The sequence below is a fragment of the Longispora sp. NPDC051575 genome (genome assembly GCF_040681875.1).
GTDB lineage: Bacteria > Actinomycetota > Actinomycetes > Mycobacteriales > Micromonosporaceae > Longispora.
In genome coordinates, this window is record NZ_JBFAZP010000003.1 from 432296 (window position 1) to 453421 (window position 21126).

The 21126-nt window shown below is 75.3% G+C and carries 20 protein-coding genes; 10 read left to right on the plus strand and 10 right to left on the minus strand.

Annotation, left to right across the window (positions count from 1 at the left end):
• Nucleotides 1-161: 161 nt before the first annotated feature.
• Nucleotides 162-1052 carry an RNA polymerase sigma-70 factor gene (locus AB0M43_RS09485; RefSeq protein ID WP_363722755.1) on the plus strand — a complete coding sequence of 297 codons (891 nt, stop codon included), beginning with the start codon at nucleotides 162-164 and terminating at the stop codon, nucleotides 1050-1052.
• Between the two features lie 166 nt (nucleotides 1053-1218).
• On the plus strand, nucleotides 1219-1533 hold the full coding sequence (locus AB0M43_RS09490; RefSeq protein ID WP_363722757.1) for a hypothetical protein: 315 nt from the start codon (nucleotides 1219-1221) through the stop codon (nucleotides 1531-1533).
• Between the two features lie 6 nt (nucleotides 1534-1539).
• On the opposite strand, the gene AB0M43_RS09495 is transcribed toward AB0M43_RS09490, so the two are convergent.
• The 6 genes from AB0M43_RS09495 to AB0M43_RS09520 are packed head-to-tail and all read right to left on the minus strand — an operon-like array spanning nucleotide 1540 to nucleotide 6686.
• Entirely contained in the window at nucleotides 1540-1920 is a 381-nt protein-coding gene (locus AB0M43_RS09495) for a hypothetical protein (protein WP_363722759.1), read from the minus strand.
• Nucleotides 1921-1972: 52 nt separating this feature from the next.
• Nucleotides 1973-3055 (minus strand): helix-turn-helix transcriptional regulator, encoded by a 1083-nt coding sequence (locus AB0M43_RS09500; protein WP_363722761.1) that lies wholly within the window; start codon nucleotides 3053-3055, stop codon nucleotides 1973-1975.
• Nucleotides 3056-3065: 10 nt separating this feature from the next.
• Nucleotides 3066-3749: a nucleoside deaminase gene (locus AB0M43_RS09505; protein ID WP_363722763.1), complete on the minus strand. Its 684-nt coding sequence runs from the start codon at nucleotides 3747-3749 to the stop codon at nucleotides 3066-3068.
• Nucleotides 3750-3767: 18 nt separating this feature from the next.
• On the minus strand, nucleotides 3768-4397 hold the full coding sequence (locus AB0M43_RS09510; protein ID WP_363722765.1) for a TIGR03086 family metal-binding protein: 630 nt from the start codon (nucleotides 4395-4397) through the stop codon (nucleotides 3768-3770).
• 58 nt (nucleotides 4398-4455) lie between these two features.
• Entirely contained in the window at nucleotides 4456-5538 is a 1083-nt protein-coding gene (locus AB0M43_RS09515; RefSeq protein WP_363722767.1) for a glycosyltransferase, read from the minus strand.
• Nucleotides 5535-6686: a glycosyltransferase family 1 protein gene (locus AB0M43_RS09520; protein WP_363722769.1), complete on the minus strand. Its 1152-nt coding sequence runs from the start codon at nucleotides 6684-6686 to the stop codon at nucleotides 5535-5537. Before AB0M43_RS09520 ends, AB0M43_RS09515 begins: the two co-directional genes overlap by 4 nt.
• A 153-nt stretch (nucleotides 6687-6839) precedes the next feature.
• Between AB0M43_RS09520 and mptB the strand changes: the two genes are divergently transcribed.
• The 4 genes from mptB to AB0M43_RS09540 all read left to right on the plus strand — a co-directional run bounded on the left by mptB (nucleotide 6840) and on the right by AB0M43_RS09540 (nucleotide 11442).
• Entirely contained in the window at nucleotides 6840-8273 is a 1434-nt protein-coding gene (gene mptB / locus AB0M43_RS09525) for a polyprenol phosphomannose-dependent alpha 1,6 mannosyltransferase MptB (RefSeq protein WP_363722771.1), read from the plus strand.
• A complete protein-coding gene (locus AB0M43_RS09530; protein WP_363722773.1) occupies nucleotides 8267-9400 on the plus strand; it encodes a glycosyltransferase family 87 protein in 1134 nt (377 codons plus the stop codon). Before mptB ends, AB0M43_RS09530 begins: the two co-directional genes overlap by 7 nt.
• Before the next feature lie 338 nt (nucleotides 9401-9738).
• On the plus strand, nucleotides 9739-10884 hold the full coding sequence (locus tag AB0M43_RS09535; protein ID WP_363722775.1) for a hypothetical protein: 1146 nt from the start codon (nucleotides 9739-9741) through the stop codon (nucleotides 10882-10884).
• A gap of 96 nt (nucleotides 10885-10980) precedes the next feature.
• The gene (locus AB0M43_RS09540; RefSeq protein ID WP_363722777.1) at nucleotides 10981-11442 is read left to right on the plus strand and encodes a TM2 domain-containing protein; all 462 of its coding nucleotides are present in this window, start codon (nucleotides 10981-10983) and stop codon (nucleotides 11440-11442) included.
• Nucleotides 11443-11637: 195 nt separating this feature from the next.
• Here AB0M43_RS09540 and AB0M43_RS09545 read toward each other — a convergent pair whose 3' ends face one another.
• The 4 genes from AB0M43_RS09545 to AB0M43_RS09560 all read right to left on the minus strand — a co-directional run bounded on the left by AB0M43_RS09545 (nucleotide 11638) and on the right by AB0M43_RS09560 (nucleotide 14726).
• Entirely contained in the window at nucleotides 11638-12069 is a 432-nt protein-coding gene (locus AB0M43_RS09545) for a GNAT family N-acetyltransferase (protein ID WP_363722779.1), read from the minus strand.
• Between the two features lie 70 nt (nucleotides 12070-12139).
• Complete coding sequence (locus tag AB0M43_RS09550) at nucleotides 12140-13312, minus strand: crosslink repair DNA glycosylase YcaQ family protein (RefSeq protein ID WP_363722781.1); 1173 nt, start codon at nucleotides 13310-13312, stop codon at nucleotides 12140-12142.
• A gap of 310 nt (nucleotides 13313-13622) precedes the next feature.
• The gene (locus tag AB0M43_RS09555) at nucleotides 13623-14300 is read right to left on the minus strand and encodes a GNAT family N-acetyltransferase (RefSeq protein ID WP_363722783.1); all 678 of its coding nucleotides are present in this window, start codon (nucleotides 14298-14300) and stop codon (nucleotides 13623-13625) included.
• A gap of 27 nt (nucleotides 14301-14327) precedes the next feature.
• Nucleotides 14328-14726, minus strand: a complete 399-nt coding sequence (locus AB0M43_RS09560; protein WP_363722785.1) for a MerR family transcriptional regulator — start codon at nucleotides 14724-14726, stop codon at nucleotides 14328-14330.
• A 75-nt stretch (nucleotides 14727-14801) separates the two neighbouring features.
• On the opposite strand from AB0M43_RS09560, the gene AB0M43_RS09565 reads away from it, so the two are divergent.
• The 4 genes from AB0M43_RS09565 to AB0M43_RS09580 all read left to right on the plus strand — a co-directional run bounded on the left by AB0M43_RS09565 (nucleotide 14802) and on the right by AB0M43_RS09580 (nucleotide 21096).
• The gene (locus AB0M43_RS09565) at nucleotides 14802-15746 is read left to right on the plus strand and encodes a sporulation protein (protein WP_363722787.1); all 945 of its coding nucleotides are present in this window, start codon (nucleotides 14802-14804) and stop codon (nucleotides 15744-15746) included.
• Between the two features lie 162 nt (nucleotides 15747-15908).
• Nucleotides 15909-17591 carry an Hsp70 family protein gene (locus AB0M43_RS09570; protein ID WP_363722789.1) on the plus strand — a complete coding sequence of 561 codons (1683 nt, stop codon included), beginning with the start codon at nucleotides 15909-15911 and terminating at the stop codon, nucleotides 17589-17591.
• A gap of 85 nt (nucleotides 17592-17676) precedes the next feature.
• The gene (locus tag AB0M43_RS09575; RefSeq protein ID WP_363722791.1) at nucleotides 17677-18045 is read left to right on the plus strand and encodes a DUF4259 domain-containing protein; all 369 of its coding nucleotides are present in this window, start codon (nucleotides 17677-17679) and stop codon (nucleotides 18043-18045) included.
• Nucleotides 18046-18120: 75 nt separating this feature from the next.
• The gene (locus tag AB0M43_RS09580) at nucleotides 18121-21096 is read left to right on the plus strand and encodes a BTAD domain-containing putative transcriptional regulator (RefSeq protein WP_363722793.1); all 2976 of its coding nucleotides are present in this window, start codon (nucleotides 18121-18123) and stop codon (nucleotides 21094-21096) included.
• The last annotated feature ends 30 nt before the right edge of the window (nucleotides 21097-21126 follow it).

Below are 21126 nucleotides of genomic sequence, written 5' to 3' on the forward strand. Positions count from 1 at the left end.
CTCGTGGTGTCGCCGTACCGGACGAACACGAGACGCCGCCGGGGCGGTGGCTGTGACAGGGCGGCCGCGTGACGCACGACACCCGCGCCGGGTGTCACAGGGCGGTGGCGGCCGGCGTCTCGTGCGTGACACAGTCACGGGCGAACGGACGGGAGCCACCGATGGGCGAGCACATGGACACCGCCACCGAGGCGTTCATCGCGCACCGCAACCTGCTGTTCACGGTCGCCTACGAGCTGCTCGGCTCGGCCGCCGACGCCGAGGACGTCCTGCAGGAGACGTGGCTGCGGTGGGTGGGGGTCGACCTCGACGGGGTGCGCGAACCACGGGCGTACCTGGTGCGGATCACCACCCGCCAGGCGCTCACCCGGCTGCGCGCGGTGGGCCGGCGCAGGGAGTCCTACGTCGGCACGTGGCTGCCCGAACCCCTGCTGACCGCGCCCGACGTCGCCGAGGACGTGGAGCTGGCCGAGAGCGTGTCGATGGCGATGCTGCTGGTCCTGGAGACGCTCACGCCGACGGAACGCGCGGTGTTCGTCCTCCGCGAGGTGTTCGAGCTGGACTACGACGAGATCGCCGGGGCCGTCGACAAGACCCCGGCCGCGGTCCGCCAGATCGCGCACCGGGCCCGGGCGCACGTCGCCGCGCGCCGGCCGCGCGGGGTCGCCTCCCGGGCCGAGACCAGGGACGCGCTCGCGGCGTTCCAGCGGGCGATCGAGACCGGTGACCTGCGGGGCCTGCTGGACCTGCTCGCGCCGGACGTGGTGCTGCTCGGCGACGGCGGCGGCGTGGTCCAGGCGGTGCTGCGGCCCATCCAGGGCGCCGACAAGGTGTCCCGGCTGCTGGCGGCCGGCCTGCCCAAGCTCGACGGCGTGGTGTCGGTCGAGGCGGTCCAGGTCAACGGGGGCCCGGCGCTGCTCATCCGCCGCGACGGGCGGATCGACGACGTGGTGGCGGTGCGGATCGACGACGGCCTCGTCAGCGGGCTCTACGTCGTGCGCAACCCGCGGAAGCTGTCGCGGGTCGAGCGGGCGACGACGCTGAGCCGGTGAGTGCGGCGGAACCGGTCCGGGCCGCCGCCGGGTGACCGAGTTCGGCCGGTTGCGGCGGATCGTCGCACGTCAGGGGTGGGCAAAGGGCTTCGCGGCCTCTGGTACCGGCCCCGGTGCGGGCGTACTCTCACCAGCCACGAGGGGCGGGAGGAACGAGGGCCGGGCGATGACGGGTGAGGTGGAAGACGCCGAGTTCGAGCCGGACGCGGTGGAGCGGCAACCGGTGCGGGCGGTGTCGGTGCTGCTCGGGCTGCTGCTGGTCGCGTGGCTGGTCGGCACGCCCGTGCTGTACCTGGAGGGCTCGATGGTCAGCGGGTTCGAGCACCCGGACCGGTACGAGACGGCCCACGAGTTCGGGGTGCTCGTGCCGGCGCTCGGGCTCGCCACGGCGATCGTCAGCCGGCAGCGCGAGTGGATACTCGCCTACGTCCTCGGCATCCTGTGCGCCGTGGTGCTCCTGGTCGGGGTGGCCACGGGCTAGGGTTCCTCACCCGCAGGGGAAGGTCCGCACGATCCCGTGCAGCCGGTAGGTGTTCGGCGCGTCCCCCGCGCAGGCGTACGAGCCCCAACCGTCCACCTCCGCGACCGTCGCCCACCCGCCGGTCACCGGGTCGCGCCGCTCGATCAGGGCGTCCCGCGCGCCGCTGAGTTCGCCGCACTCCAGCCACGCGTACCCGGTGACGACGCCGCCGGCGTGGCTCAGCCGGTAGTCCACCCAGCACCGGGGGTGCGCGGCGGCCGGGGTGGCGGCGCCGGACAGGATGCCCGCGCCCAGGGCGGTGGCGGCCAGGGCGGCGAGGCCGCGCCGGAGGGTGGTGCCGACCATGGTGTCCTCGTTCACGTAGGCGGTGTCAGATGGCTCAGCCATTGTCGGGACGGCGCGACGGGCCCGGCAATCCCCCGCTTCTGGGGGGCGCCCGTCAGGGGCGCGCGTCGGCGAGGGCGCCGGCCATCAGGAGGGCGAGGAGTTCGCGGCGGCTGCGTACCCCCGTCTTGGTGAAGATGGCCTTGAGGTGGTCCTGGACGGTCAGCGGGCTGAGGGTGAGCCGGGCGGCGATGTCGCGGGTGGTGCGGCCCCGCGCGACGTGCAGCGCCACCTCCTGTTCCCTGCCGGTGAGCCCGTAGCTCATCAGGGCGACGGGCAGCGCCTCGGCCGGTGAGGCGGGCGTGACGAGGATGGCGACGTGGCCGTCGGGCCGGCCGTCGAGCAGGGACGCGTGCAGCGTCAGCCACCGGCCGTCGCTCCCCCGGATCCGGGACCGGGAGGGTACGCCCGCGCGGCCGGTCGCCGCCGCGCCCCGGGCGTGCTCGGCCACCACGATGAACCCGGTGGGGACGCCCGACGCGGCCGGCAACGCCTCGGCGAGCCGCGCGATCAGCGCCTCGGCCCTCGGGTCGGCGGACACCAGCCGCCCGGTGGGTCCGAGCACGGCGACGGCGGGCTCCGGCGCCCCGGTGTCCGGCCCGCCCGGGACCGGCCGGTACGAGCGGCCCAGCAGCGCGCCGATGTGCGGACTGAGCCGCTCGACGAGGCCCAGTTCGGGTGCGGTGAAGGGGCCGCGTCCGGCGGCGCGCATGAACGCGGCGGCCCCCCAGCGGCCGGTGGGCGTGTCGAACACGATCCGCAGTTCGTCGCCGAAGCCGTCGGCGGCGAGGAGTTCCCGGAACCGGCCGCTGGTGCCGGGGCGGCCGCCCGTGACCCGGTGCAGGCTGTCGGCGGGGCGGCCGGACTGGCGGAGCCGGGCGAAGGTGAGCGGTTCGGGGGTCCACAGTTCCAGGTACGCGGCCCGTTCGAACCTGGCCGGGTCGAGGTGCTCCGCGACGGTGGAGGTCAGGAACCCCGTCGCGGGGTCGGTGCCGTGCCAGCAGCCGGCGTCGAAGCCGACGACCCCGGCGAGGATGTCGTTGAGCTGCCCGAACAGGTCAGGTAGCGGGGCGCGGGTCGCGGAGAGCGCGCGGATCCGCGCCAGCGCGGCGCGTTCGGCCGCCGGGCGGGTCACCATGGGCCACACCCTATGCGGCACGACCCGGCACCGGCGTGCCACTGTCCTCGGAGGAGGGTAGGTCGTCGAGGTCGGCCCACATGGCCTCCAGTGCCTCCGGCGCCGACAGGGTGCGCAGCCGGTCGGCGGTGGGCGCCAGCCGGCGGGCCACCCGCAGCACGTCCGGCGCGGCCTCCTCGTGGCAGGCCTGGACGAGCCGCATGTCCCGCTCCACGGCGGAGATCAGGTGCAGGACCGCCGCCCAGCCGCCCACGGGCCCCGGCAGCGGGCCCTCGCGGACCGTCCAGCGCCGGGCCACGTGGTGGTTGAGGCCGGGGACCTTGTCCATCGAGTACCACATGGGGTCGGTGGCCGCGAACCGCACGGTGCCCACGTGGCTGAACCGCAGCGCGACGGTACACAGCAGGCAGGGTTCCAGGGTCGTGTACAGCACGTGGTCGGCGTAGTCGGCGGCCGGCAGGGTCGCCAGCGCGTTGATCTCGGCGTGCGCGATCCGGCTGCCGGCGACGAGGCCGGGGCCGGCGGTGTGCTCGTTCCAGTGGTTGCGCCCGGTCCGCACGACCGTGCCGGCAGCGTCGACGAGCACCGCGCCGACCGGCAGGCTACCGGCCCGGAAGGAGTCCCAGGCGAGGTCGAAGCAGGCCCGCCACGCCGGTTCCAGGCCCGCCCAGGCATCGATCGCGTTCGTCGGCATGCCGGCCAGCCTGCCACATCAGGGGGTGCGGGCGCCGCCCCAGTGCGGGTCGCGGCCGGTCAGTCCGAGGACCCGGGCGAACAGGGGCGCGGTGGCGGGCACCGGTACCTCCGGGCCCCACGCGCCGAAGCCTCGGCCCACCTCGGAGCGGGTGGCGAGCCAGTCGTGCACGGCCCGCACCGCGTCCTCGTCGGGGGTGTACGCGCGGCCGGCGGCCCGGGCCACGTCCCAGCCGTGCACGACCATGTCGACGAGGAACAGGCTGCCCAGGCCGCCCGCCGGCATCGGCCCGCCGACGAGCGAGGTCTCCCCGTCCCAGGCGTCGGGCTTGCCCCAGGCGTCGCCGGCCGCGGCGGCGGACTCCGCGTACCGGGCCCGCCAGTCCCCCGTCAGCCGGTCGGCGTCGCGGTCCTCGGAGCCGTCGGTGGGGACGGGCGCGCGCAGCCCCGCGCGGGTGCCGGCCTCCGCGCCCCAGATCACGTGGTTGACCAGGGCCGCGAGGTTCCAGTCGCCGCACGGGGTGGGCGCGGCGAGCTGCTCGTCGGTGACGGCCGTGACGACGGCGGTGGTGTGCTCGACGGACGCGGCGAACTCGGCGTTCAACGGCCGGTCGGGGACAAGTGCGGCAAAAGGGCTGTTCTCGCTCATGCTCCGAGCGTAGGGGGCGTCCGGGACAATGTCATATTTTCGTCCGAATTGAGCGGGATCAGATCTCCGCGTGCACCGCGAGGAATCCGCGCACCGCCGCGTCCCACCCGAACAGCTCCGCCCGGGCCCGCGCCGCCGCCCGCCGGTCCGCCTCGGGCCGGGCCAGCAGCTCCACGACCCCGGCGGACATGTCGTCCCCGGCCACGGCCACCCCGGCGTCCCCGACCACCCCGGGCAGCGCGCTCGACGCGCTCACCACGACCGGGGACCCGCAGGCCAGGGCCTCCAGGGCCGCGAGGCCGAACGTCTCCACCGGCCCGGGGGCGAGCACGACGTCGGCGGAGGCGAGCAGGTCGGCGAGGGTGTCGCGGTCGGCGACCCAGCCGGTGAACGTGACCGGCAGCCCGGCGGCCTCGGCCTCCAGGCGTTCGCGCAGCGGCCCGTCCCCGGCTATGACGAGGCGCGCCGGCACCCCCCGGGCCCGCAGTGCCCGCAGCGTGGTCAGCGCCCGGTGCGGCCGCTTCTCCAGGGACAGCCGGACGCAGCAGACGAGCAGCACCTCGCCGGCCTCGCGCGGCTCCCGGCGGTCGGGCCGGAACAGATCGAGATCGACGCCGAGGGGTACGCGGGCCACGTTGTCCGCGCCGATCCGGTCGAACTCGCGGGTCGCCCAGTCCGTGGTGCAGATGACCCGGTCGTAGTCGCGCGCGGTCGAGCGGTTCAGGCGGCCGGCCAGCCAGCGCAGGGCCGGTCCGGGCAGCCGGGCGACGCCGAGCAGGCCGTCGAGGCTCTCGTGCGACACCATCACGGCCGGTACGCCGTGCGCGCGGGCCCACGCGCCCGTCCAGCGCAGGGTGGTGCGGTCGGACACCTCGAGCCGGTCGGGGTCGAGCCGGTCCAGGACGTCGAGGAGCGGGCGGCGGCGGAGCATCACCCGGTAGCCGCCGAGGCCGGGCACGTGCACCCCGGGCAGGGTGATGACCCGGCCCTGGGGGGTGAGCTCGTCGGCGGGGTGTTCGCCCGGGATCACCAGGACCGGTTCGTGGCCGGCGTCGGCGTAGCCCTGGCCGAGGGAGTACAGGGCGGTGCGCAGGCCGCCGGAGGTGGGCGTGACGAAGTTGGCGAGCCGGACGATCCTCACGCGGCGGTCACCGGGAGGGGCACCGCGGGCACGGTGAGGGCCGCGCCGACCGCCGCGTAGTGCGCGATCAGCTCGTCGGTCAGCGCGCCCCAGGTCCGGCGGGCGACGGCCTCCCGCGCGGCCAGGCCGTACGCGCGGCGGCTGGCCGGGTCGGCCACCAGGTCGACGACGGCGGCGGTGACCGCCTCCTCGTCCGACGGCGCGACCAGGGTGCCGGTCACCCCGGGCTCGACGAGGTCGAGGGGGCCGCCGGCCGCCGGGGCCACGACGGGCAGCCCGCTGGCCAGGGCCTCCTGCACGGTCTGGCAGAACGTCTCGTGCGGTCCGGTGTGCACGAACACGTCGAGGCTGGCGTAGATCCGGGCCAGGTCGGCGCCGCGCCGGGTGCCGAGGAACACCGCGTCCGGCATCGCCCGGCGCACGGACTCCCGGGTCGGCCCGTCGCCGACGACCACGACCTTCACCCCGGGCAGCCGGGACGCGCCGGCGAGCAGGTCGACGCGCTTCTCGCGGGCGAGGCGGCCCACGTACCCGACGAGGATCTCGCCGTCGGGGGCCAGTTCGCGGCGCAGGGCCTCGTCGCGGTGTCCGGGATGGAAGAGTTCGGTGTCCACGCCACGCCCCCAGCGTCGCACGCGGAGCACGCCCCGCCCGGTCAGTTCGTCGGCCGTCGAGGAGGACGGCGCCAGCGTCAGGGCCGCGTGCGCGTGCACCCGGCGGACCCAGCCCCACGCCATCGACTCGGCGAGGCCGACCCGGTACGCGCGGGCGAAGCCCGGCACGTCCGTCTGGTACACGGCCACGATCGGCACCCCCAGCTCGACCGCCGCCCTGGCCCCCCACGCGCCCAGCACGAACGGGCTGGCCAGGTGCACGACGTCGGGGCGGTGCGCCCGGAGCGCCTCCAGGATCCGCCGGCTCGGCAGGCCCAGGCGCACGCTCGGGTAGCCCATCATGGGCACGGAGCCGACCCGCAGTACCGGATAGGGCTCCGGGTCCTCGGCGGGCAGCAGGGCGGACGCCGGCCTCGGGGCGATGACCAGGGGGCTGTGGCCCCGGGCGACCAGATGGTCTGCCACCCGGGCCACCGAGTTGGCCACGCCGTTGACGTCCGGCGAGTACGACTCTGTGATGATCGCGACTCGCATGTCCGCACGGTAGGCAATGTCGCGGGTGCGGCGGGCGTCGAGCGGTTGACGAACAGACGAAGAGATATCGAACACCTTCCCTGACACCTGGACGTCACCCGGGCGTCAGACCCACCCCGTCTCCGCGTCACGCGCCACTGACAAGGTGCCTGGGTGTTGAGCCTGGTCGTCGCCGCGGTCCCGGCCGCCGAACACCGACGCTGCCGCGCGCTCGGGTTCGTCGGTTCGTCCTGTGTGGCCCTCGGCGGGCTGGCGGCCGGCGCCCTGCCCGTGCGCGCCACGCTCACCCCGGTCCGCGACCTGGGCGACCTGCGCGGGTACGCCACCCTCGGCCTGGCCTGCACCTACTTCGGACTCGCGCTCCTCGTCCTGGCCTGGTGGTGGCTGGGCACGATCCGGCCGCCCGCCCGGGGCCTGCTGGTCACGTTCGCGGTGTGGGCCGGGCCGCTGGTCCTCGGGCCGCCCCTGTTCAGCCGGGACGTGTACAGCTATCTCGCCCAGGGCCAGATGGTCGGCGCGCACATCGACGTGTACCAGTACGGGCCGGCCGCGCTCGGCGGCAACCTGGCCGCGCAGGTCCCCGCCATCTGGCAGACCACCCCCACCCCGTACGGGCCGGTGTTCCTCGCGCTGGCCACCCGGGTCGCCCGGCTCGCCGACGGGCACGTCGCCGGCGGCGTCCTCGGCATGCGCGCGATCGCCCTCCTCGGCGTCGTCCTGCTGGCCGCGTGCCTGCCCCGGCTCGCCCGGGCCTGCGGGGTCGACCCGTCCCCCGCCGTGTGGCTGGGCCTGCTCAACCCGCTGGTCCTGCTGCACCTCGTCGCGGGCGCGCACAACGACGCGGTGATGCTCGGCCTGCTCGTCGCCGGCCTGGTGCTCGCCCTGGACCGCAGGCCCGCGCTGGGTGCCGTCCTGGTCACGCTCGCCGCCCTGGTCAAGGCGCCGGCCGCGCTGGGCCTGCTGGTGGTGGCCGCGATCTGGGCCGGGCAGTTCGCCGGCCGGTGGCGCTGGCCCCGGGCCCTCGGGGCGGCCGGCGCGACCGGGCTGGCGACCACGGTGCTGGCCACCGGCGTCGCCGGCACCGGGTACGGCTGGATCGCGGCCCTGAGCACGCCCATCTCGGCCACCAACTGGTCGGTGACCAGCGCGCTCGGCCGGCTCACCGGGCTCGTCCTGGACACCCACCTCGGGGTCTCGGCCTGGCGGTGGATCGGGCTCGGGGCGGTCGGCGCGATCGGCGTCGTCGTGTGGCTGCGGCGCGAACAGCTCGGCGTCGTGCACGCCCTCGGCCTGTGCCTGGCCGCGACGGCCGTGCTCGGGCCGGCGCTGCGGACCTGGTACCTGCTGTGGGGGCTCGTCCCGATCGCGGCGGCGGCCCCGGCGGGCGCGGTGCGCCGGTGGGCGGCGGCGGCCAGCGGACTGCTCGCCCTGGCCGTGCTGCCCGACGGGTTCGGCCCCGACCCGCAACGGCTCGCGGTGTCGCTCGCGGGCGGCGCGGTCGCCCTGGTGGCCGTGTGGTGGTGGGCGACCGGCACGGACCTGGCCGTCGGACCCCGGCTCGACGCGGTCGGCTACCGGCTGTGGTGACCCGCCGGATCCTCCTCGTGTCCGGCCTGGCCGTGGCCGTGGCCGTGTTCATCGCCCTCGCGCCCGGACACCGGGGCTGGTTCGACGTCGGGGTCTACCACGGCACCGTGCACCATTGGCTGGCCGGCGGCGACCCGTACGACTACCTGCGCCCGCCCACCGACCTGTACGGCTTCACCTATCCCCCGTTCGCGCTGCTGTGCATGCTGCCGATGGCCCTGCTCGGCTGGCACGCCACCGTCGCCGTCAGCGTGGCCCTGAACGTCGCGGCGTCGGCCGTGCTCCTGTGGTGGCTCGTCGACCCCGTCGCGCGCCGCCGGGGCTGGAGCCGCTGGTACGCGTTCGTGCTCGCCGGCTGCCTGCTCGCCTTCTACGGCCCCGCCCGCGACACGGTGAGCTTCGGCCAGGTCAACCTGCTGCTCCTCGTCCTCGTGCTCGCCGACTGGCGGCTGCTGTCCGGCCGCTGGGCCCGGTACGCGGGGATCGGGATCGGGCTGGCCGCGGCGGTCAAGCTCACCCCGGCCCTGTTCGTCGGGTACCTGGTGCTCACCGGGCGCTGGCGGGCGGCGGCCACGGCCGTGGCGACCTGCGCGGCGGCCACCCTGGGCGCGTTCGCGCTGCTGCCGGACGCGTCCCGGGAGTTCTGGACGTCGACGCTGTGGGACACCTCCCGGGTCGGGAACCTCGCGTACGTGTCCAACCAGTCCGTGCAGGGCGCGCTCGCCCGGTTCGGCGCCACCGACCGGCTGCCCTGGGTGCTGGCGGTCCTGGCGGTGCTCGCCGTCTGGGCGTACCGGATCCGGCGCGCCGACCCGCTGCCCGGCTTCGCGCTGACCGGCCTGGCCGCGTGCCTGGTCAGCCCGGTCACCTGGGTGCACCACCTCGTCTGGCTGCTCCCGGCGCTGGTCGTGCTCGCCGACGCGGGCCGGTACCGGCTGGCCGCCGCCGGGTACCTGGCGCTGTCGAGCAGCATGGTCTGGCTGTGGTGGGACGACGGCCGCAGCCCGCTCGGGGTGCTCGGGAGCAACGCGTTCGTCTGGATCGCCCTCGCGCTGCTCGTCGCGCTTCCCCTGCGGGACGCGGGGATCCGTACCCCGGAAAAGGTGCTTTTGCCCTCTGGGGTCTGATCTTTTCCCGGCACATTGGGCGAGTCGGCTGATTCGTGAGACTCTGGGTGTACACGGCTCGCACCGGGTTGTCGTCCACAGAACGGACGCCCTGGTCGCCCGCGTTCCAGCACCGCCACCGTTCGGGTCCGCTCACCGCGGGCGCTCTCCCCGTCGCCCCGCCCCGCGCGCCGCGACGGAGGCGCACGACGCACCCGTTTTCCCGGTTTCCGCCACCGCGGCCGCCGCGCCCACGCACCTGCCCACCGGCCGGGGCGTGCCGACCCCACAGGAGACACGCCATCACCCTTTCCCCGCCCCGCCAGCACACCCTGGACTCCCCGCGCACCCTCACCGACGTGTACGGCCCCGGCGTCGCCGTCTGCGCCCGCCCCGTGGTCGAGTCCGGCGTGCTCGCCAGTGCACACCGGCACACCCGCGACGCGCTGTCGGCCCGCCCGCTCGCCGTCGCCGACGACACCGCCGTGATCTGCAGCGCCGGCGGCACCGACCCCGAGCTCCTCGCCGCCATGCGCGACGGCGGCCTGCCCGTCGGCACCGACCTGCGCGAGTTCCGCACCGAGGCCGAGTTCGCCACCCGGGTCACCGAGGCCATGTCCGACGGCCTGCTGATCTCCATGGAGTATCCGCAGCCCACCGACCTGTGCCCCGACGCGCGGACCGTGAAGACCGCGCTCCTCGTCGGCTACCTCAACAACAAGGCCAGCATCTCCACCCTGGTCGACCCCCGGTTCCAGGCCCGGCGCAGCGTCGTCACCCGCGCCGAACTGCTCGACGCCGCCCCGGCCGAGAAGTCCTGGGTGCTCAAGGCCGCCACCAACGCCGCGCACGGCGGCAGCCTCGACGTGTACCTGCACGAGGCCGGCACCCCGGTCGCCCTGCCCGCGTTCGCCGGCGTCCTCGGCGAGTTCGTCATCGAGGAGTACCTGCGGCTCCAGCGCAACTGGGGCATCCAGCTGCACACCGGCCCCGACGGCCGCGCCCGGCTGCTCGCCGTCACCGAACAGCGCGTCGACGACGCCGGTATCTACGCGGGCGGCAAGTTCGGCCTCGTCAACGCCCCGCCGTTCGAACTGCTCACCGAGTGCCTGGCCATCGCCCAGCGCGCCGCCGACGTCGGCTACCGGGGCCTGTGCAGCCTCGACTGCGCCCAGTCCGAGGACGGCCAGCTCGTGGTCCTCGACCTGAACTTCCGGATCACCAGCGGCTCCATCCCGCTGCTCGCGCTGCGCTCGATCCGGCCGCACGCGCTGGACCTGCCGGCCGAGTCCGCGAAACTGTCCGGTACCGGACCCATCGCCGACCTGCTCACCGCGCTGCGGCCGGCGCTCCGCCAGGGCGGGCTGCTCGTCGTCGCCGGCCACGACAGCCTGCGCACCGACGCGCCCGTCACCGCGTGCACCCTGCAGATCCTGGTGTACGGCGACGAACCCGACGAGGTGACCGCGCGCCGGGCCGCACTGGAGGCCCGGTTCGGCCACTGACCCGGGGCGCCCGCCCTCGGGCATCGCCCGCTGCCCGTACGGGCACCAGGGGTTTTACCCGATGTCCGTGCACCGTTCCTCGGTTAGGCTGGTCCCGTGACGTTCCCATCCTCTGACGACTCCGCGTACAAGCCGGAGCAGTATCCCGCCGCGCCGACCTCCGTGCCGCCGTCCTACGGCACCGCGGGCCCGGTGCCCCCGGTCAGCTCCGTGCCGCCCGCGTACGGCACGCCGCCGCCCGGACAGCCCTACGGCCAGGCCCCGCCGCAGCAGCAGCCCGGCTACCCCGGCGGCCCGCAGTACGGCTACCCGGTCGACCCGATGACCGGGGAGATCCTGTCCGACAAGAGCAAGCTCGTCGCCGGCCTGCTCCAGATCTTCCTGGGCGGGTTCGGGGTCGGCCGGTTCTACACCGGACACGTCAACATCGCGATCGCGCAGATCGCCGTGACCTGGCTGACCTGTGGGTTCGGCGTGCTGTGGCCGCTGATCGACGGCATCCTGATGCTCGTCAACGGCGGCACCGACGCGCAGGGGCGCAAGCTCCGCGACAACTAGTCCGCACGGACGCCCGACGGGCCGGCACGTGTCTCCGAGGAGGCGCGGGGCGGCCCGTCGCCGTTCGCGGCAGCGGGTCGCGCGCGTCGGCTCCGGTCGGGCGCGGGTCCCGGTCGGCTCCGGTCGGGCGCGGGTTCCGGGTCGGATCGCGTCGGGCCTCGGGCTGGTGCGGCGGAGGGTCTGCGCTGCCCGCCGTCAGGGCCGGGGCAGGGTGTAGCGGATCTTCGGGGCCGGGCGGGCGCCGAGGCGGGCGTAGAAGCGTTGGGCGGCGGTGTTCCACTCCGGGGTCTGCCACTGCACCTCCCCGTCCGCGAGCGCCGCGACCTCGTCGAACAGCCGGCGCCCCCACCCGCCGCCCCGGAGCCCGGCCGTCACGAACAGACAATCCAGATGGGTGTACTCCGCCCCCGCCCACGTCGAGTACTCCCGGCTGAACGTGGCGTACCCGCCGAGGGCGTCGTCCCCGGCGAGCACCAGGCAGCCGAGCCGGCCCGTGCCGAACAGCGCGCCCGCGAGCCGGTCGGCGAGGTCCGGGGCGACGGGACCGGCGCGTTCGAAGTCCGCGTGCGCCGCGCACAGGGTGACGAGTTCGGGCAGGTCCGCCGGGAGTACCCGTCGAATGATCATGGTTTGATCGTCGCCGGTCGGACCCGGTCGGGCCAGGGGCGCGGGCGTCGGACACCGCTGAGATCGCGCCTCAGTGGCCGGTGACCCGGACCTCGGGGACGCCCCGGACCTCGGCCACCCGGGCGGCCTCCGTCCCGACCTCCCTGGTCACCCGGGCCGGCCACGGCGCGAACGGCACCACCTCGACGTCGAGCCGCTTGCGCCCGGCGAGCTTGCCGCGCCACGTGCCGGCGACCTCCCCGTCCACCAGCACCACGCCCGGGCTGCCGATCGCCTTCCACACCGCGGACTGCCGGGCCCGGTCGGGGACGAGGAGGTCCCGGTCGCGGGCCTGGAGGTAGGGGTCCAGCGGCGGGAGCAGCCGCACCACCCGGGGCTTCGGCGCGTCGCGCAGCGCGTCCACCGCGTCCCCCGGGAGCCAGGCGCTCCTGCCGTCAATCCGCACCTCGGTGAGATCCCCGGGCCAGGCGTCCTTGATCCGGGCCGCCGTCGTGCCGAGGAACTTCGCGGCCTCCATCTGCGTCGCCGGGCCGAGGAGCCGCAGGTAGGTGTCCAGCACGTCGGCCGTGCCGCGCGCCTCGGACGGCACGCCCGGCCAGCCCGGCACCGGGGCGAGCGCCGTGCCGTCGGTCAGGTCGAGACGGACCCCGGCGAACAGTCCGACCTGCTGGAACAGGGCGCCGGAGATGTGCTGCGCGTCGCAGGTGGCGCACCAGAACGTCAGGGACGCCGGGATCCGGGCACTGACCGCGGTACTCACCTCGCCCTTCGGCAAGGCCCCCCGCACCACGTCGTGCATGGCCTCGGCGGCGGCCCGGAACGCCGCGATCCCCAACTTCGCCCCGTCCCTGATCACGGTACTGGCGATCCGGGTCGTCGCGTCGGCGTCACTGAGCGGCCAGAGCGCGGCGGCGAGGCGGGGCAGGTCGGCCGTGCGGTGCAGGGTCGGGGCGCCCCGGGCGGCCCAGAGCAGGGTGAGGTCGCCGGGCTCCCCGTCGGTTGGGGCGCCGGGTGCCACACCGGCCCGGGCGCCGGATGCCCCATCGGTGCGGGCATCGGGTGCCTCGTCGGTGCGGGCGTCCGTCCGGGCGGACAGCGCGACCCGGGCCGAGCCGTACGGGGTGTCTTGGACGCCGAGGTCCAGCACGGCGAGGTCCCCGGGTGCGCGGACCGCCCGGTCGAACTGGTGCGCGGCCACCCGGTACGCGAGGACCTGGGCGCGCGGGACGTCGAGGGTCACCATGGTCGCTCCTCACGACAGCCCGCCGGGGTCGGGGCGGGACCTCCGTCACAACACTCTGAGCATCCTAGCAAGCTGGTCTGATCGCGGAGGCGTTCCTGAGTGGGCGGTGGGCTCGGCGGTGGTTCGTCGTCGCGTGGCAGGGCCGGCGTGGCGGTGGGGCCGACCTCACGGAGCGCCCGACCCTGGAACCGCGCGGCGGGGCCGTGGGCGCCACCAGGCGAGTCACACGGTAGGCGGGTCGGACGGCTGACCGGCCCCGTCCCGGTACCCGACGGATGCCCTGGATCTTTCCGGGTCCGGCACCGGACGATCAGAGGAGGCGAGCCGTGGCCAGGAGACGGGTGCCCATGCCGAGGCTGCCGAACAGCCGGATCGCCGGGACGTAGGACCGGTTCACCACCAGGGCCGCGGCCCCGTGCCCGGTGACGAGTTCGTGGAGCACGAACGAGCACACCGCCCGGCCGAAGCCCCGGGACCGGCCGTCGGGATGGGTGGCCAGGCCCGCGAGGAACCCGACCCGCTCGGAGCTCCACGCGTCCGCCGCGACGGCGAGGAGCCGCCCGGTCCGGTCGCGGGCCCCGGCCCAGCGGCGCACGCCGGGACCGCCCGGTCGCGCCCGGGACGACGGCCAGGCGGCGTCCAGGAGGCGGGCCACCGCGTTGCCGCCCCCGTCCAACCAGGTCGCGGCGCCCACGACCCGCGGCGGGGTCTCCGTGTGCATCCAGTTGACCAGTTCCACCAGCCGCAGCCGGCTGTCGCCCCGGCAGAGGGCGGTGAGGGTCGCGGCGTCGCCGATGGGGCGGAACCCGCTCCCGAGGTCGGCGAGCACCCCGGGGACGAGGACGGCCAGCCGCTCGGCGGGGCCGGCCAGCACGAGGCGGTCGCGGCCGAGGAGCGCGGGTACGGCGACCGCCGTGGCGTCGTGGTAGGTGAAGGTGCGGGCGGTGGGGCGGATGGCCCACCGCAGGAGCGGATCGTCAGCGGGCATGGCGGATCCTCACGCGTCGACTACCGGTCACGGGGGTGGGAGTGCTCCGGCGATCTCCAGTGCGGTGGTGATCAGGGCGTGGGCGCGCGCGGTGAGCGCCGAGACCAGGTTGCCGACCTCGTCGCCGGTGTCCCCCGCGACGGTGCGCAGGGTCTGCAGGTCCCGGTCGAGGTCGCCGAGGGAGGCGGTCAGGACCGGCGCCGTGTGGTCCCGGAGCGCGGTCGCGATCTGGTCGATGGTCAGCCCGTGGGCCTCGAGTTGGCGGATCGTGGCGATCCGGTCGGCGGCCGTGACCTCGTACAACCGGAAGCCGCCCGGGCTGCGGCCGGCCGGCGCGAGCAGGCCGGAGGTGGTGTAGAAGTCGACGGTGCGGTTCGACACCCCGGCCCGCGCGGCCAGTTCGCCGATCTTGAGAAGGGTGTCCACCACCCCCACCTCCTCTCCGCAGTCGACCGGACACGTCCCGTCAACCATACAGTCGTAGGTGTTAGTCTAGTGATCATGGCTGTCTTCAAGAAGATGCTCAGCAAGATCGGCGTCGGAGCACCGACGGTCGACACCGTGCTGACCAATCCCAACACCCGCCCGGGCCTGGACCTGACCGGCCAGGTGAACATCACCGGTGGCACGGTCGACGTCGACATCGAACACGTCACCCTGAGCCTGGTCACCCGGGTCGACCGCGACGACCACTCGGGCACGGTGGAGTTCCACCGCCTGCCCGTGACCGGCCGGTTCACCCTGAGGGCCGGCGAGCGGCAGTCCGTGCCGTTCACGATGCCCGTGCCGTGGGAGACCCCGATCACCCACGTCCACGACGGGCAGCGCCTGCGCGGGATGGTGATGGGCGTGCGCACCGAGCTGGCGATCGCCGCCGCCATCGACAAGGGCGACCTCGACGAGGTGAGCGTGCACCCGCTGCCCGCGCACGAGGCGGTCCTCGCCGCGTTCGGCCGGCTCGGGTTCCGGTTCAAGAAGGCCGACCTGGAGGCCGGGCACATCCGGGGCAGCCGGCAGACCCTGCCGTTCTACCAGGAGATCGAGTACTACGCCGGACCCGCCTACGCCCACGCCCTCAACGAGGCCGAGGTCACCTTCATCACCAGCCCGGCGGGCGTGGACGTGGTGGTCGAGGTCGACAAGCGCGGCGGGCTGTTCACCGGCGGCCACGACGTGTACTTCTCCTTCCACGTCCCGCACGCCGACGCCGCCGGCACCGACTGGGCCGCGCACATCGACGGGTGGCTGCGGAGCAAGATCCTGACCCGCGTCCCCGCGCGCGGCGCCTACGGCCAGGGCGGGCACGGCTACCGCCACCACGGACGCGGCCACCGGGGCGGCGGGGCCGGAGCCGTCGTCGGGGGTGTGGCGGCCGGTCTCGTCGGCGGGTACGTGGCCGGGGAGATCATGGAGGACATGTTCGACGGGGGCGGCGAGGACTTCTAGGCCTCCAACGCGCGGGCTGTCCGCGGGGTTTCCGGCCCGTGGTGGCCGGTTCGGCGGTCCGGGGGCGACCCGGGCCGCCGATTCCTGCGGCTCCCCGGTGCCCCGGGCAAGCTGACACTTTTCTGAGATCCCACCCGGGACCTCCGGCGTTGTAATGAACGCGTGCGCGTCTTCCTGCTCGGGCTCGACTTCGGCTCGACCAACACCGTCTCCGTACTCCGCTGGCCCGACGGCCGCGTCCGGCCCGTGCTGTTCGACGGCTCGCCGCTGCTGCCCTCCGCCGTGTTCGGGGCCCCGGGCGGACTCGTCGTCGGCCGGGACGCCCAGCACGCCGCGCGCGCCCGGCCCGACTGCTTCGAGCCGCATCCCAAATGCAGGATCGACGACGGGGTGGTCCTGCTCGGCGCGACCGAGTACCGCACGTCCGACCTGGTCGCGGCGGTGCTCGCCCGGGTGCGGGCCGAGGCCGACCGGATCGCGGAGCAGCCCGTCCGGCACGCGGTGCTCACGTACCCGGCCGGGTGGGCCGAGCCCCGTCAGCGGGTGCTGCTCGCGGCGGCCCGGCAGGTGTTCCGGTACCCCCGGCTGGTGCCCGAGCCCGTCGCTGCGGCCTGCCACTTCGCCGCCGCCGGCACCGGCGTGCCGCTGGGCGCGCCCGCCATGGTGTACGACCTGGGCGCCGGCACCTTCGACGCCGCGATCGTCCGGCGCACCCTCGACGGGTTCGACGTGCTCGCCTCGGGCGGGTTGCCGGACGTCGGCGGGCTGGACGTGGACGCGGCGCTGATCGCGCACCTCGGCGAGAGGTACGGCCGGACGCATCCGGAGCTCTGGCGGCGGCTCCTGCGGCCTGCCACGGACGCCGACCGGCGCGCGAGCCGCGTGCTGTGGGACGACACCCGCACCGCGAAGGAGATGCTGTCGCGGGCGTCGAGCGCGCTGGTGCACGTGCCGCTGGTCGACGAGGAGTTCGTCCTGGACCGGGAGGCCTTCGAACGGGTCGCCGGCCCGCTGCTGGCCCGGACCGTCGACACCACCCGGCAGACCCTGGCCGACTCCGGGGTGGCAACCGCCGACCTGCACGGCGTGTTCCTGGTCGGCGGTTCCAGCCGGATCCCGCTCGCGGCCACCCTGCTGCACCGCGCGCTCGGACTCGCGCCCAGCGCCATCGACCAGCCGGAACTCGCGGTGGCCGAGGGGGCGGTGCGCACCGAGCCGCACCATCCCGAGCCGGTGTCGCTGGAGCTGCCCGTCGCGGTCGCGCCACGGTCGCGGCGGAAACGCCGGGCTCTGGTCGCCGGTGGCGTGGCCGGGTTGCTGCTCGTCGCCGGCACCGCCTACGCGCTCACCCGGCCGAAGACGCCGGCGGGAACCAAGACGACCCTGACCTCGACCCAGACCCCGTCGCCGACGCCCTCCCCCACCCCGCCCGGCACGCGGGACTGTCTGGTCGGCACCTGGCAGGTGGAGTCCGAACAGGCCGACTGGGAGATCAACGGCGTGAAGATGGTGATGCGGGGCGACACCAACACGACCCAGCAGTTCCGGGCCGACGGTACGGGCGTGCACGTCTACACCAACCGGGCCGAGAACGGGGTGGCCAACAGCCAGCGGTACAAGGTGGTCGCGCACGGCACGATCGAGTTCACGTACCGGGTGGACGGCAAGGACCTCTACACCGCGAACCCGAAGGTGGACGGCACGGTCACGCTGTACATCGACGACCGGCGGCAGAGCCAGATCGCCATGGAGGTCGCCGCGGGCGGCAGCCAGGTCAGCTGCTCCGGGGACGTGCTGAACTTCACCAGCAAGCAGCGTTCCTCGCAGTGGCGGCGGGTCGCCTAGCCGAAACTGTCGGACCCCCGCGGCACACTCACGGGCGACGCGCGACCGGCACCCGCCGACGCCCGACCGGCACGACGGAGGTTCGATGGGCACCTGGGGCAGTGGCAACTTCGACAGCGACACGGCGGCAGACCACCTGTCGGAGCTGGCCGGGCGCCTGCTCGACGAGGTGGAGGCCGCGATGGCCGGGGACCCGGTGGGTCTGGAACCCGACGAGTACTGGGGCGTGGCCGTCCCCTGCAACCTGGAGCTGCTCCGCGTCCTCGCCGAGCAGGGCTACGTCGGGGTCACGCTGCCCGAACCCGAGAAGATCACCGGTTGGCGCGACACGTTCGTGGCCGTGTGGGACGCGACGATCGACGGCCTTGAGCCGAAACCCGACTACAGGACCGAACGCCGACGGGTACTGGTCGACACGTTCGACCGGCTGGCCGCGCTCGCCGCCGAGGAGTAGCCCCGCGTGCCCGCCCGGCCCGGCCCGAGCGGCCGCCCGGCCCCCGCGCGCGCCCGGTCGGCTATCGTCGATTTCATGTGGTTCGGAGTGCTCGGCCCGGTCCGGGCGCACGCGGACGACCGGGACCTCGGCGCGGGAAGCGGGCGCGAGCGCCTGATCCTGTCCGTGCTGCTGTTCAACGCGGACCGGATGGTCAGCGCCGACCGCCTGATCGACGTGCTCTGGGGCGCGGACTCGCCGCCGACGGCGAAGGCCCAGCTGCACAACGCGGTGAGCGCGCTGCGCAGGCGGCTGCGGGACGCGCCCGGCCAGGAGGTGCTGCACACCCGCCCGCTGGGGTACGAGCTGCGGCTCTGCGGGCACACGTTCGACCTGTCCGAGTTCCGGATGGGGCTGGAGCGGGCCCGCTCGGCGGCCAGCGGCGCGGACCACGAGCGGGCGGTGGCGCTGCTGACCGGGGCGCTCGGGCTGTGGCGCGGTCCGACGCTGGCCGACGTGGCCGGCGAGTGGGCCACCACCACCCGACTGGCCGTCAACGAGGAGCGGCTCGGGGCGTACGAGCTGCTGTTGCAGAGCCGGCTCGCGCTGGGCCGCCCGGACGAGGTGCTCACGGCGCTGCCGGCCCTGGTGGCCGAGCATCCGTACAAGGAGCGGCTGCACGAGATCCGGATGCTGGCGCTGGTCTCCGCCGGGCGGCGCGCCGAGGCGCTCGGGGTCTACCGCGAGGTGTACCGGCGGTTCGCCGCCGACCTCGGGGTGCAGCCCGGGGCGGCGCTGCGGGCGCTGCACCAGCGGATCCTGGTCGGCCAGGACCCGGAGAGCTCGGCCGTGACCCGGCTGATCCCCCGCCAGCTCCCGCCGCTGCCCCTGGAGATCGTGGGCCGGCACGCGCTGTCCGCCGAGATCGCCGGGGCGGTCGGCCGGCCGGGCGTGGCGGTGCCCGTGAGCCTGCTGGTGGGGCCCGGCGGGATCGGCAAGACCTCCCTGGCGGTCGCGGTGGCCCACGAGCTGGGCGAGGCGTACCCGGACGGGCAGCTGTACGCGAACCTGCGGGGCAGCACCCGCTCCCCCGTGGACCCCGCGGACGTGTTGACGGGGTGGCTGCGCGCGCTCGGGGTGTCCCGGGACGTGCCGACGGACCCCGAGGAGCGGGCCGGCCTGTACCGCAGCCATCTGGCCGACCGCCGGGTGCTGGTGCTCCTCGACGACGCCGGCACCGAGCAGCAGGTCAGGGCGCTGCTGCCCGGCTCGGCGAGCAGCGCGGTGCTGGTGACGTCCCGGACCCGGCTGGCCGGCCTGATCGGGGCCGCCCGGTGGACCGTGCCGGAGTTGTCCGCCGAGGACGCCCTGGCGCTGTTCGCCTCGATCGCCGGCCCCGACCGGTCGCCCGCCGACTGTGCCGACGCCGCCGCGATCGTCGCCGCCTGCGGGAACCTGCCGCTGGCCGTCGCGATCAGCGCCGCCCGGGCGGCGGCCCGCCCCGACCGGCCGCTCGCCGAACTGCGGGCGCGGCTGTCCACGGCGCGCGGCCGGCTGGACGAACTCGCGGTCGGCGACCTCGACGTGCGGGCGACCATCGCGCTGAGTGACGAGTCCCTGGAACCCGACGAGCGGCGGCTGTTCGCCCGGCTGGGCCTGCTCGCCGGTACCGAACATCCGGCCTGGGTCCTCGACCAGCTCTCCGGTGACCGTCCCCGGCTGGTCGACCGGCTCGTGGACGTGCACCTGATCGAGCGCCTGGACCGCGACGTCGTCGGCCAGACCCGGTTCCGGATGCACGACCTGGTCGCCGACTACGCGCGGGAACGGGCCACGGTCGAGGAGCCCGGGCACCGGGAGGTCCGGTCCGCGCTGGTGGCCGCGTGGCTCGACCTGGCCTCCCGCGCGGACGAACTCGTGCAGTCCGGCCACTACCACGGTCTCGGCGTCCCGGTGACCGCCGCGCCCAAGGCCGCGCACGAGGCGGTGGAGGCCTCGCCCACGGACTGGTTCGACCGGGAACGGACCGAGCTGGTGGCGGCGGTGGACGAGGCCGTCGCGCTGGGCATGGCCGACGAGGCCGGCCGGCTCGCCCTGCGGCTGTGCGGCTACTTCGACGCGCGCGGCTACGAGGACTGGGAACGGGTCCTGCGCACGGCGCTGGCGTGCGTCCGCGAGCACGGCACCGACGAGCTGCTCGGTTGGATGCTGGGCGCGCTCATCTCCACGGCGGCCCGGCACGACCGGTTCGACGAGCTGGCCGAACTCACCCGGGAGGAACTGGCGGTCGCGGAGCGTACCGGCGACGTGGTCCTGTACCAGCGGGCGCTGAACCGGGCCGGCATGGTCTCCCGGCGGCTGGGGCACCTCCGGGCCGCACTGGACTGGCAGCACCGGGCGGTGGCGGCCTGCCGCGACGACCGGGTGCCGCTCCTGGGCCGCACGTCCGCGCTGGCGGGGCTCTCGGCCACCTACGGCGAACTCGGCCGCGCCGCCGAGGGGCTGCCCCCGGCCCGCGAGGCCCTCGACCTCGAACGCGCGGGCGGCGTCCCCCGGATCGCGGCCATGCACGCGCTCACCTACGGCGCGCTGCTGACGGGTGCGGGCCGGCACGTCGAGGCCCGGACGGTGCTGTCCGGGGCGCTGGCGACCGCCGTGGACCTCGGGGACGGGATCGTCGCCGCCTACGCCCGCTTCCGGCTGGCCTATGTCGACCTGCACCAGCGCCGGGTGGACCCGGCCGAGGCGGGGCTCCGCGAGGCGCTGGAGGTGTTCGTGGCCGCCGACGACACCGGGACCAGCGCGGACATCCACCGGGCCTTCGGCGACCTCGAGCTCCTGCGCGGCAACCTCGGCGCGGCGGCCGGTCACCTGCGGCACGCGCTGGACAGATGGGGTTCCACCGGCGCGCACCTCGAGTCCGCCCGCACCCACGCCCGCCTCGAACTCGTGGCGGCGCGGGCCGGGGACGCGGACGCCGCGCGGGAGCACCGTCGGCTGTGGCGGGACACCTTCGGGCGACTGGACCTCGACGAGGCGTGCCTGTGCGTCCCGGCGTTCCTCACCCCCTGAGGTCGCCCCGGGGCGACGCGGATCCCCCGT

Bases quoted from the DNA above. Each gene is read 5' to 3' on its own strand.
- AB0M43_RS09485 (WP_363722755.1), top strand. From the start codon at position 162: ATGGGCGAGCACATGGACACCGCCACCGAGGCGTTCATCGCGCACCGC.
- AB0M43_RS09490 (WP_363722757.1), top strand. From the start codon at position 1,219: ATGACGGGTGAGGTGGAAGACGCCGAGTTCGAGCCGGACGCGGTGGAG.
- AB0M43_RS09495 (WP_363722759.1), bottom strand. From the start codon at position 1,920: ATGGCTGAGCCATCTGACACCGCCTACGTGAACGAGGACACCATGGTC.
- AB0M43_RS09500 (WP_363722761.1), bottom strand. From the start codon at position 3,055: ATGGTGACCCGCCCGGCGGCCGAACGCGCCGCGCTGGCGCGGATCCGC.
- AB0M43_RS09505 (WP_363722763.1), bottom strand. From the start codon at position 3,749: ATGCCGACGAACGCGATCGATGCCTGGGCGGGCCTGGAACCGGCGTGG.
- AB0M43_RS09510 (WP_363722765.1), bottom strand. From the start codon at position 4,397: ATGAGCGAGAACAGCCCTTTTGCCGCACTTGTCCCCGACCGGCCGTTG.
- AB0M43_RS09520 (WP_363722769.1), bottom strand. From the start codon at position 6,686: ATGCGAGTCGCGATCATCACAGAGTCGTACTCGCCGGACGTCAACGGC.
- AB0M43_RS09545 (WP_363722779.1), bottom strand. From the start codon at position 12,069: ATGATCATTCGACGGGTACTCCCGGCGGACCTGCCCGAACTCGTCACC.
- AB0M43_RS09550 (WP_363722781.1), bottom strand. From the start codon at position 13,312: ATGGTGACCCTCGACGTCCCGCGCGCCCAGGTCCTCGCGTACCGGGTG.
- AB0M43_RS09555 (WP_363722783.1), bottom strand. From the start codon at position 14,300: ATGCCCGCTGACGATCCGCTCCTGCGGTGGGCCATCCGCCCCACCGCC.
- AB0M43_RS09565 (WP_363722787.1), top strand. From the start codon at position 14,802: ATGGCTGTCTTCAAGAAGATGCTCAGCAAGATCGGCGTCGGAGCACCG.
- AB0M43_RS09575 (WP_363722791.1), top strand. From the start codon at position 17,677: ATGGGCACCTGGGGCAGTGGCAACTTCGACAGCGACACGGCGGCAGAC.
- AB0M43_RS09580 (WP_363722793.1), top strand. From the start codon at position 18,121: ATGTGGTTCGGAGTGCTCGGCCCGGTCCGGGCGCACGCGGACGACCGG.